Annotated in this window: 10 protein-coding genes; 4 read left to right on the top strand and 6 right to left on the bottom strand. The window is 38.5% G+C overall.

Going from position 1 to position 11,523, the window contains the following annotated elements; all coding sequences use genetic code 11:
- Positions 1-1,238 (bottom strand): D-alanyl-D-alanine carboxypeptidase PBP3 (gene pbp3 / locus SORDD05_RS01265; RefSeq protein ID WP_061416748.1); only part of this gene is annotated, 1,238 nt, incomplete at its 3' end.
- Between the two features lie 104 nt (positions 1,239-1,342).
- Between pbp3 and SORDD05_RS01270 the strand changes: the two genes are divergently transcribed.
- The 4 genes from SORDD05_RS01270 to ffh all read left to right on the top strand — a co-directional run bounded on the left by SORDD05_RS01270 (position 1,343) and on the right by ffh (position 5,942).
- Complete coding sequence (locus SORDD05_RS01270) at positions 1,343-2,452, top strand: AI-2E family transporter (RefSeq protein ID WP_061416749.1); 1,110 nt, start codon at positions 1,343-1,345, stop codon at positions 2,450-2,452.
- 235 nt (positions 2,453-2,687) lie between these two features.
- Complete coding sequence (gene tuf, locus SORDD05_RS01275; protein ID WP_001040719.1) at positions 2,688-3,884, top strand: elongation factor Tu; 1,197 nt, start codon at positions 2,688-2,690, stop codon at positions 3,882-3,884.
- 142 nt (positions 3,885-4,026) lie between these two features.
- Entirely contained in the window at positions 4,027-4,359 is a 333-nt protein-coding gene (locus tag SORDD05_RS01280; RefSeq protein ID WP_061416750.1) for a putative DNA-binding protein, read from the top strand.
- A gap of 11 nt (positions 4,360-4,370) precedes the next feature.
- Positions 4,371-5,942 (top strand): signal recognition particle protein, encoded by a 1,572-nt coding sequence (gene ffh / locus SORDD05_RS01285; RefSeq protein ID WP_061416751.1) that lies wholly within the window; start codon positions 4,371-4,373, stop codon positions 5,940-5,942.
- 82 nt (positions 5,943-6,024) lie between these two features.
- Here ffh and SORDD05_RS01290 read toward each other — a convergent pair whose 3' ends face one another.
- The 5 genes from SORDD05_RS01290 to SORDD05_RS01310 form a co-directional block, all read right to left on the bottom strand.
- A complete protein-coding gene (locus SORDD05_RS01290; RefSeq protein WP_061416752.1) occupies positions 6,025-7,023 on the bottom strand; it encodes a sensor histidine kinase in 999 nt (332 codons plus the stop codon).
- Positions 7,013-7,696 (bottom strand): response regulator transcription factor, encoded by a 684-nt coding sequence (locus SORDD05_RS01295; protein WP_061416753.1) that lies wholly within the window; start codon positions 7,694-7,696, stop codon positions 7,013-7,015. Before SORDD05_RS01295 ends, SORDD05_RS01290 begins: the two co-directional genes overlap by 11 nt.
- A 32-nt stretch (positions 7,697-7,728) precedes the next feature.
- Positions 7,729-9,783 carry an FtsX-like permease family protein gene (locus SORDD05_RS01300; RefSeq protein WP_061416754.1) on the bottom strand — a complete coding sequence of 685 codons (2,055 nt, stop codon included), beginning with the start codon at positions 9,781-9,783 and terminating at the stop codon, positions 7,729-7,731.
- Positions 9,773-10,546 carry an ABC transporter ATP-binding protein gene (locus tag SORDD05_RS01305; RefSeq protein WP_061416755.1) on the bottom strand — a complete coding sequence of 258 codons (774 nt, stop codon included), beginning with the start codon at positions 10,544-10,546 and terminating at the stop codon, positions 9,773-9,775. Before SORDD05_RS01305 ends, SORDD05_RS01300 begins: the two co-directional genes overlap by 11 nt.
- Before the next feature lie 432 nt (positions 10,547-10,978).
- Positions 10,979-11,523: GmrSD restriction endonuclease domain-containing protein (locus SORDD05_RS01310; RefSeq protein ID WP_196757190.1), on the bottom strand; the 545-nt coding region annotated here is incomplete at its 5' end.

An 11,523-nucleotide genomic window follows, 5' to 3' on the forward strand; every position in this document is an offset into this window, starting at 1 on the left:
TTTTCATTGATAAAGCGGATGAATTGATTCCACCAAACTTTTAAGAAGAAGGCTTTTTCAACTTTCTTTTCAGAAACCATTTCAAAAGATGGTTTTTCAGAAGTGAGGTAGCCTTGTCCGATCAAATCTTGGTCATCATAGGTTAGATGCCCAACAACAGTTTCAGCTTCTAGTGGCGCTGTCTCGGCCTTGGTTTTTGGAGTAAACTGCAGGCTTGATGATGCTCGACTTCCCAATCGTTGTATGACAGTGATATCAGATTTAGCAACAGCAGTTACGGTATCTTCCTCCCCATCAAGTACAGAAACTTTGCTATCTTTGTAGGCCTCTCCCTTCTGGACAATCGTTTTGAGAGCATAATTAGATGTTATATAGTCCAAAAGAGAAGAAGTAGCAGTAAAGCGAGCGTAAGGATTACTGTTTTGCTGGTCAGCGTTTAAGACAACTGTGATGATTCGCATACCTTTTTCGGTAGTTGTTCCAACGAAAGAAGCTCCTGCCTTGTCTGTTGTACCAGTTTTGAGCCCATCAACTCCACCTCGATATGCTGGCATCCCTTCCAACATATAGTTGGTTGAGTGGATTTCAAGTCCAGCAAAAGTAGAAGTTGGTTTTTTGGTAATTTCCAAAACTTGAGGGTAATCTCTGATGAGGTTTCGAGCGATGATTGCAACATCGTAAGCACTTAGTTTGTTTTCCTCATCCTTTTTAGAACCAGGATAGATATTATCGCCAAGGGTCTCATTATTTAAACCAGTAGTGTTTACAATAGTTGCATCTTGGATTCCCCATTCAAGAAGTTTAGCCCTCATTTTGTCTACAAAGTCTTTCTCAGAACCAGCAATCTTTTCAGCAAGAGCAATGGCTGCACTATTGGCACTTGATACTAGAGTTGCTTCCAATAATTGCTCCACTGTATACTTGCGCGCTTCCATAGGAACATTACTAGCCTCAGAATTGGTTGTAAGTTGGTATGGGTAGTCAGAGATATCAACTGGGGTAGATAGGCTAATGGTCCCTTGTTCCAAGGCTTCATAGACTAGGTAGACAGTGAGAATCTTGGTGATAGAGGCAATTTCTACAGGTTGATTTGCATCTTTCTCGTAGAGGATTTTTCCAGTTGTAGCTTCGACAGCAATGGCATGCTTGGCAGCAACATCAAAATCTTGCGCAGATACAGTAGGAGTGGCTGTGCCAAAAATGATAAGAGTTAGTAAGGATAAGATTATTTTCTTCATAGTAGTTTTATTCTATCACAAAGCGAAAAAATATTCTCGTTTTTATAGTAAAGCCATCTTATCTTTTTGAAGAATTATGGTAAAATAGAAAGAAGGAGGCGCCTATGTTCCGTAGAAACAAGTTATTTTTTTGGACAGCTGAAATTTTACTATTAACTCTTATTTTCTACCTTTGGAGAGAGATGGGAGCGATTGTCACACCTTTTGTGATGGTAGCTAATACCATTATGATTCCATTTTTGCTCGGAGGATTTTTCTATTACCTGACAAATCCCATCGTAACATTTTTAGAAAAGAAATGTAAAGTCAATCGTTTGATAGGTGTGCTCATCACTCTTTGTGCCTTGATTGGTACAATAGTAGTAGGGGTAGTCTACTTGCTACCGATTTTGATTAATCAGTTGACAAGCTTGATTATTTCTAGCCAGAATATCTATAGCCGCTTGCAAGATTTGATATATGATTTATCAATGAATCCAATCTTTCAAAATATTGATATTCAAAAAACCATTCAACAGTTAAATTTATCTTACGTTGATATTTTACAAAATATTCTCAACAGTGTGAGCAATAGTTTAGGCAGCGTTCTTTCAGCCTTGTTTAGTACTGTTTTGATTCTGATTATGACCCCTGTATTCTTGATTTATTTCTTGTTAGATGGTCATAAGTTGCTACCAATGTTGGAACGTACCGTCTTAAAACATGACAAATTGAATCTTTCTAGCCTTTTAACCAATCTCAATACAACCATAGCGCGCTATATCAGTGGAATTGCGATTGATGCGGTTATTATTGGATGTTTAGCTTATATTGGTTATAGTGTTATCGGATTAAAGTATGCCCTTGTTTTTGCCATTTTCTCTGGAATTGCGAATTTGATTCCATATGTTGGGCCAAGTATCGGTTTGATTCCGATGATCATTGCAAATGTGTTTACAGATCCTCATCGTATGCTAATTGCTGTTGTCTATATGCTTGTTATTCAACAAATTGATGGGAATATCCTTTATCCACGAATTGTAGGTGGTGTAATGAAAGTACATCCGATTACGATTTTAGTGCTCCTCTTATTGTCAAGTAATATCTACGGTGTCATTGGAATGATTGTAGCGGTACCGACTTACTCAATCCTCAAAGAAATCACTAAGTTTTTAGCTAAATTATATGAAAACCATAAAGAAGCTAAGGAACTGGAAAAAATAGAATCAAATTAAAATCAGGGAAACCTGATTTTTTGATGAAAACAGCACCGTCAAAATGGAAACAAACTTGAAATGATGTTACTGTAAAGAAGTAGAAGAGCAGTATCTCCTAAGATTCAGATTAATTCACAAAATATGTGTAAAACACTTGCAATTTAGCTGAAATTTGATAAAATAGTAAGGAAAGTTAGACTGTATTGCCTACTGTCTATCTATAAAATATATTTTATTGGAGGCTTTTACTCAAATGGCAAAAGAAAAATACGATCGTAGTAAACCACACGTTAACATTGGTACTATCGGACACGTTGACCACGGTAAAACTACCCTAACTGCAGCTATCACAACTGTTTTGGCACGTCGCTTGCCTTCAGCAGTTAACCAACCTAAAGACTATGCGTCTATCGATGCTGCTCCAGAAGAACGCGAACGCGGTATCACTATCAACACTGCGCACGTTGAGTACGAAACTGAAAAACGTCACTACGCTCACATCGACGCTCCAGGACACGCGGACTACGTTAAAAACATGATCACTGGTGCCGCTCAAATGGACGGAGCTATCCTTGTAGTAGCTTCAACTGACGGACCAATGCCACAAACTCGTGAGCACATCCTTCTTTCACGTCAGGTTGGTGTTAAACACCTTATCGTCTTCATGAACAAAATTGACTTGGTAGACGACGAAGAATTGCTTGAATTGGTTGAAATGGAAATCCGTGACCTCTTGTCAGAATACGACTTCCCAGGTGACGATCTTCCAGTTATCCAAGGTTCAGCTCTTAAAGCTCTTGAAGGTGACTCTAAGTACGAAGACATCATCATGGAATTGATGAACACTGTTGATGAGTACATCCCAGAACCAGAACGTGACACAGACAAACCATTGCTTCTTCCAGTCGAAGACGTATTCTCAATCACTGGACGTGGTACAGTTGCTTCAGGACGTATCGACCGTGGTACTGTTCGTGTCAACGACGAAATCGAAATCGTTGGTATCAAAGAAGAAACTCAAAAAGCAGTTGTTACTGGTGTTGAAATGTTCCGTAAACAACTTGACGAAGGTCTTGCAGGAGACAACGTAGGTGTCCTTCTTCGTGGTGTTCAACGTGACGAAATCGAACGTGGACAAGTTATTGCTAAACCAGGTTCAATCAACCCACACACTAAATTTAAAGGTGAAGTCTACATCCTTACTAAAGAAGAAGGTGGACGTCACACTCCATTCTTCAACAACTACCGTCCACAATTCTACTTCCGTACTACTGACGTTACAGGTTCAATCGAACTTCCAGCAGGTACTGAAATGGTAATGCCTGGTGATAACGTGACTATCGACGTTGAGTTGATCCACCCAATCGCCGTAGAACAAGGTACTACATTCTCTATCCGTGAGGGTGGACGTACTGTTGGTTCAGGTATGGTTACAGAGATCGAAGCTTAATTCGATTAAGTTCCCAGAAGAACAATTATTTAAGTCAGACACTAAAAGAATCTTGCTTTGCAAGGTTCTTTTTTGTGTTCGAATTATTTTAGAAGGCCTTCTAGTATAGCGATATGATAGATTTTTTGGTATAATAAAGGTTATGGAAATCGAAAAAACCAATCGAATGAATGCGCTCTTTGAATTTTATGCTGCGCTTTTGACAGACAAGCAGATGAACTATATTGAGCTTTATTATGCAGATGATTACAGTCTTGCTGAGATAGCTGAAGAGTTCGGTGTCAGTCGTCAGGCTGTTTATGATAATATCAAGCGGACAGAAAAGATTCTAGAAGATTATGAGATGAAATTGCACATGTACTCAGACTATATTGTTCGTAGTCAGATTTTTGATCAAATCTTGGAGCGTTATCCCAAGGATGACTTTCTGCAGGAGCAGATAGAAGTTTTAACAAACATCGATAATAGAGAATAAGAGGAAGAAAAATGGCATTTGAAAGTTTAACAGAACGTTTGCAGAACGTTTTTAAAAATCTACGTAAAAAAGGAAAAATCTCTGAGGCTGATGTCCAAGAAGCAACCAAAGAGATTCGCTTGGCCTTGCTTGAAGCCGACGTTGCCTTGCCTGTTGTAAAAGACTTTATCAAGAAGGTTCGTGAACGTGCAGTCGGACACGAGGTCATTGACACCCTCAATCCTGCCCAACAGATTATCAAAATCGTTGATGAGGAACTGACAGCTGTTTTAGGTTCTGATACGGCAGAAATTATTAAGTCACCAAAAATTCCAACCATTATCATGATGGTCGGTTTGCAAGGGGCTGGTAAAACAACCTTTGCCGGTAAATTGGCTAACAAACTCAAGAAGGAAGAAAATGCCCGTCCATTGATGATTGCGGCGGATATCTATCGTCCAGCTGCCATTGATCAGTTGAAAACACTTGGACAGCAGATAGATGTACCTGTTTTCGCTCTTGGAACAGAAGTTCCAGCGGTTGAGATTGTTCGTCAAGGTTTGGAGCAAGCGCAAGCCAATCACAATGACTATGTCTTGATTGATACGGCAGGGCGATTGCAGATTGACGAACTCTTGATGAATGAGCTTCGTGACGTAAAAGCGTTGGCTCAACCAAACGAAATTCTGCTCGTAGTTGATGCCATGATTGGTCAGGAAGCGGCTAATGTTGCCCGTGAGTTTAATGATCAGTTAGAAGTAACTGGTGTCATCCTTACCAAGATTGATGGGGACACTCGTGGTGGTGCGGCTCTATCTGTTCGTCACATCACTGGTAAACCAATCAAGTTCACTGGTACAGGTGAAAAGATTACAGATATCGAAACCTTCCACCCAGACCGTATGTCTAGCCGTATCCTTGGTATGGGGGATATGCTGACCTTGATTGAGAAAGCTTCTCAAGAATACGATGAGCAAAAAGCCCTTGAAATGGCTGAGAAGATGCGTGAAAACACCTTTGATTTCAATGATTTCATCGATCAATTAGATCAGGTGCAAAACATGGGGCCAATGGAAGACTTGCTCAAGATGATTCCAGGTATGGCTAACAACCCTGCCCTTCAAAATATGAAGGTGGATGAGCGCCAGATTGCGCGCAAACGTGCCATTGTGTCGTCGATGACACCTGAAGAACGTGAAAATCCTGATTTGTTAAATCCAAGCCGTCGTCGTCGTATTGCTGCTGGATCTGGAAATACTTTTATCGAAGTGAATAAATTCATCAAAGACTTTAACCAGGCTAAACAGCTCATGCAAGGTGTCATGTCTGGGGATATGAATAAGATGATGAAGCAGATGGGAATCAATCCCAATAACCTCCCTAAAAATATGCCAAATATGGGAGGAATGGATATGTCTGCCCTTGAAGGCATGATGGGACAAGGTGGCGTGCCAGATATGTCAGCTCTCGGAGGAGCAGGAATGCCAGATATGAGTCAGATGTTTGGTGGCGGACTCAAAGGTAAAATCGGTGAATTTGCCATGAAACAGTCCATGAAACGCATGGCCAACAAAATGAAAAAAGCGAAGAAAAAACGCAAATAAAAAAGGAAAGCAGAAGTGCTTTCCTTTTTGGTATAAAATATGTGCTTCCTATGATTAGGCAATTTTCTTAATCGAAAAATGACTAAATAGAAAGAGAGATTTCAAAGCCTTGCATCCATTCGGATTTTACTGTGATTTCGATTTTTAAAGCATCTGCTAATTGTTTGACCAGATAGAGGCCCATGCCTGTTGATTTTTTTCTTGTCTCTCCTGAATCACCTGTAAAACCTTTCTCAAATATATGAGGGAAGTCACAAGCTTTAACTCCGCAGCCATTATCCCTAATAATCAGACTTGTACGTCCCTTGTCTTTTGATATATAAATATTGAGTTCAGGCTTGTCGGAGCTATATTTAATGGAATTGGTTAGAATTTGAGAGAGGATAAATTCAAAACTGCGTTGATCGGTGTAGCAGGTTCCTTGTATATTTTCTAGCTGAATCGTAAAATTCTTTTCTTTGAGTAAGGGATCAAAATTTTCCAAAAGATCTTGGATACACTCTTTTAGGTCAAGGTCTTCAAATAGAAAATCATTTTTCTCACTTTTCACCCTATAATAGAATAGGATCTGTGATACATTTTCTTGTATTTGATTTTTTACATAGTCCAACTTAAAAGCTGTACCCTCAGGCAACTGGTCGCTTTGATTGTCCAAAAGGAGAGAAAGAAGCGATAGAGGGAGTTTAATCTCATGCGCCCATTTTTCAACATAGTCCTCGTACTCGGCTAGTAATGAGTTGAGTTTTCCTATTTCAGCCTGCTTTTGATAAAGTGTATCTGCCATTTGTTCAATGCTTTCTTTCTCTGAGGCACTTGATAAATGCAATAATTCAAGCTCAGTATCGATCTTAGGATTGGCTATGAAGGCTTTATAGGCAGCGGATTTTTTTCTTTCTTTTCTTATCAGTAGGAATGATAGGATGAAAAAGAGCAGGACGGTGGCTAAAATATAGAGAAGGATGAGGGCTTGAAACATTCTCACATCTGAAAGCCAAAGCAGGACAGCTGTAAATAGATCAAATGCTAAGAGAACAAGTAACCAAGGCAGATAAGTAGCTAGATATTTTAGATTATGTTTCATCTGGGCTTACCTCTTCTAGCTTGTAACCAATACCTCTGACGGATTTGACTTGAAGGGCAATGCCAGCCTGCTTCATCACTTTTTTCAGCCTTGCAATATTTACTTGAAGGGCATTCTCATCGATGAACTCAGTTGTATTCCACAGTTTCATGCTCAATTCTTCTTTTGTGACGACAGAATCAGTTGCCACTAATAAGGTTTCTAACAATTTCCCTTGATTTTGAGGGAGTAAAATCGAATGTCCGTTGATATAAAGGGTATAGGTATTTCTATCCAGCAGGAAATTATCTTTTTCAAGCAAATTTTGTCTACCTTCATAGCGTTTCAAGATATTTTCTATACGAGCCAAGAATCTTTCTTTTTTGAAAGGTTTTGTTAAATACTCGTCTGCCCCTAATTTCAGGGCGTAGATCTCATCTTTTAATTGTTCACGGGAAGTGAGAACCAATATGGGCATAGAGCGTTTTGACTTGAGATTTTTACAAATTTGAAAACCTGTTTCTCCAGGCAAATTCAAATCCAGTATGATTAGATCCGTATCGTATTGCAGTACTTGCTGGCTTGTATCTTTGAAGTCAGTCAACTTATCAACTTGATAACCCTTTTTCTCTAACAAAATAACAATTTCATCTCGAATCAAGGCTTCATCTTCAATGACCAGAATATGCTTCATATCGGTTCCTCCTTTTCCTATTTTATTCTACCTTATTCATCTCTTTTGGGTTCCATTAAGGACAGTAAGTACTTGTTGCTATTCTTCTTTACAATTCTGATATAGATGACTTCAAATCCAGCCAAGAGCAGTACTATCAGCATGGCTGTGATAAATTTTTGCCCCATGACCATTCTTGCACTAGCTGGTACTATTCCTGTGAGGAGGGAGCCCACTCCGAAGCTACTACTGATAAGTGCAAGGGCTATTGGCAGACCGAAATACCAATTGATTTGCTTTTCTGAAGATTTACAAAGAGTTTCGTAGTTGGCTCCGAGATGGATCAAGGTTTGGTATCGTCTGTAGGATTGTCTTTGTCCCATCAAAAACTGAACGCCAATGATTGTATTTGCCACAACAAGGAAGATGATAGCCAGATAGATAGTGATATAGCTGGCAGAGATAATGTAAAATAATTGTCTTCCCATATTTTGTATATAGCTTTCATAGCCAAGAGAGGTTTGATTTAGCTTTTCATTCGTATCTGAGATAGCTCTCATCAGACCTTTTTCCTTGACTAGCTCAGGAGCCAAGATACCGCTGACATAGTTCGAATAGTGACCGTCTGTATAGCTCATAAAGGTCTCATCTGGGACTATGAGGGCAACAGAGAGGGTGATCTCACGATCCGTTACAATCGGTAAAGACTCCACCTCTCCAATCAATTTTACATCATTTCCCATGACTTTGATTTGAGGCTTTATCTTAAGAACAGAGTTGACGAGACTTTCATCCGGGAAAAAATCTTTCCCCATATACAAGTAGGCTTCCTTGCTAGTTAATTCTAGAGGAGGGAGATTGGCAGCCTTTCTAAGTTCATTGTATTCGGAAACTGGTATGAGGTGGGAAGTAGTAGACTGTTTAAATTTATGGAGCAAAATTTCCTTGTTCTTGCTGTCTTTTTGCTTTTTCAACTCCTTGATGACCTCTTCGAAGGACACGGACTCGTGTTCTTTAGGCATGCCCACTTTAATTTGCAGAATCTTTGAAAACTGTGATGCTAGTCCAGCAGCTTCAAGCTCTTTTTTTACTGTATTTACATCAAGATTTTCATCTGTTTCCTGCTTGCTATCTCTAAATGTATAATCCAATACGTGGGTTTGATTGCCTGAATTGCCACTTGCAATGGCCACACCTGCTCCAAAGAGGCACAAGGCAGAAAAGATTAAGAGGGAGCAGATGGCCAGTATAGTTGAGCGCTGGATAACTAATTCCTGAATCTGTCTAAAATTATAGGCATGAAGTTTTCGATTGTTTCCAAGCTTGACCAAAAAGTCTATAAATAAACGCATACCAAAGAAGAGGAGGATAGTTCCTAGAGTCCCCAAGAAAACAGTGATGCCCATGGTTATGACACTTTTCCAAGCTCGTCCACTCATACCCATGTAATAGGCTGTTCCTAGAAGCAAAATTCCGAGGACAGAAGCAAGAAGGTACACACCCTTGGGGAGTAGTTTCTTCATTCCAGAGGGTGAATAGGCAAGCAGGTTTCCGATTTCCTTATTGGCCGTCTTTGCACTTAAAAGGACAAAAACAGCTAATTTTACGGCTAGGAATCCGATGACTGTATAGAGTAGAGCTGTGGTAGATAGAGAAAATTGATGCTCAATAATCCCTAGTCCCACAATTTTAGCGGTTATTAGGCTGATCAGTTCTGAAATCAAGATAGAAATAGGAAGGCCTATTCCAAGGGCAAGGACACTGTTTCTCAAATCCTCGAGCAGGAGTAGCAAGAACAGTTTGCTTCTTCGCATGCCTAATGTGAGATAGACACCAAATTCATGTTTTCTTCTTTCCATCTGCATACTGCTTGCGAAGTAGACTAGAAAAAAGAGAATAAAGAGCGTTGCAACATAAAGAATGGGAATCATGTTAAAGAGTTTATCTACAGCATGACTCTCTATTTGTTTTAGAAATACCATCACATCTTGATGGGACAAAGAAAGGATGATGTAAAAGGAAATAATAGAAAGAACCATGGAACTGAAGTACAAGCCATTATTCTTTCGATCTCTCTTGCTATTTCTTGAAACTAATTTAGAAAACATTGCCATCACCTCCAGCCAGTGCAGCCATGACCTTTAGTATTCTGTGGTAAAAATCTTCCTGACTTTCTCTTGGATAATCGCGTCGGATTTCATGGAATAGTTTTCCGTCTTGGATGAACAAGATGCGGTTGCAAAAGCTGGCAGCGACAGAATCGTGGGTCACCATGAGAATGGTGGTTTCTTCCACTTGATTCATTTCGGATAATTTTTGCATCAAAATGGTCGCATTTTTTGAATCCAAAGCCCCTGTGGGCTCATCCGCAAATACAATCTTAGGGTCTAAAATCAAAGCACGCGCAGCAGCTACCCTTTGCCGTTGACCACCCGATAATTGAGATGGGAACTTATCCAGAAGTTCAGAAATATCTAGATATTGGGAAAGCAATTCTAACTGAACCTTGCTTTCGTTAGCATCGACCTTGTGCAAAGACAAGGGAAGTAAAATATTTTCTTTGGCTGTCAGATTGTCCAAAAGCTCAAAATTCTGAAAGAGGTAGCCTATTTCCTTGCCACGATAATCAGCTAACTGACTACCTTTTAACTGACCTAAATCCTTTTCTTGCATTTGAATGGAGCCGTCAGTTGGCTTGATGATAGTGGCGAGACAGTTAAGAAGGGTTGTTTTCCCAGATCCACTGCTCCCCATAATTCCTAAGAACTCGCCTTTGACAACTTTAAAAGATATGCCGTTCAAGGCCTTGGTGATATTCGGCTCTTTTCCATAATGCTTTTTTAATGATTTTACTCGTAAAATTGTTTCCATGTGAGACACCTCCATCTTTTGTTACTTTCATTATAGTATGAATCAGAGTAGAATAACACTTACGGATGATGTAAGAAATCTTTATCGTTGACTTTTATAGTCAGGTTATTGGAGCTATACTTATTATATTATAGCATGGTTTCAGAGATTTAAAAAGAGGAGTAGGGGGGGAGGGATTCCTACAACCTTGAAACCATCGAATTTCAAAATTGAAAAAAGTCCTAGAAATCAACATTTCTAGGGCTTTTTAACTTATTAACTCTATTCCTGATTTTCTTATTCTATTGTTATTTCATCCAAAAGAGTTTAATTCATATAGTTCAAGTTCTTTAGGCATTGGAAAATAACTGATTATGTTTCGTTTTTAGATTTTTAATCAATCTCAGTTCTAAACTTAGAAAAGAGATTTACCTAGTTGATTTCTATCTATGTTTACCAATTTTTAGTAATAAGACCATAAAGCTGTGTTCCAATATCTCTTGATCTTTCTTCAATAGAAATGGCTTTATTGCTAGAATATTTATTCATAAAATCTTTTACAAAATGATAATTTGATTTTTTGTAAACAGATTTCTTTTTACTAAACTTATAGTTTTCACATTCTTCATTTAAGTTTTTTTCTAAAATTAATAGATTTCCAATATTTAAAATAGATTTTTTATCATCTTCACTTGACTCTGGAATGATGTGTTCAATAGTTGCTGATATAGTATCAAAATTTGTACCGTTATCTTCAGATAATTTCTCTTCCATTTTGTAGATAGCATACTTAGTTATGGAATTTTTTCTCTTTTGAATGTTATCCATACCATTTGTTTTTGACGAATAATTTATTTGAACAAAATTAGATATAAATTTTTGATTATCTTCAGGTAGTAATTCTATAAAGCCTTGCTTTAATTTGTTAAATTCCTTTATTATTTGATTTTGATTTTCCGACTTATAAATTTCTCTTGCAACATTTCCATATTTATTCA

The sequence above is a fragment of the Streptococcus oralis genome (assembly GCF_001578705.1).
Taxonomy (GTDB): domain Bacteria; phylum Bacillota; class Bacilli; order Lactobacillales; family Streptococcaceae; genus Streptococcus; species Streptococcus oralis_J.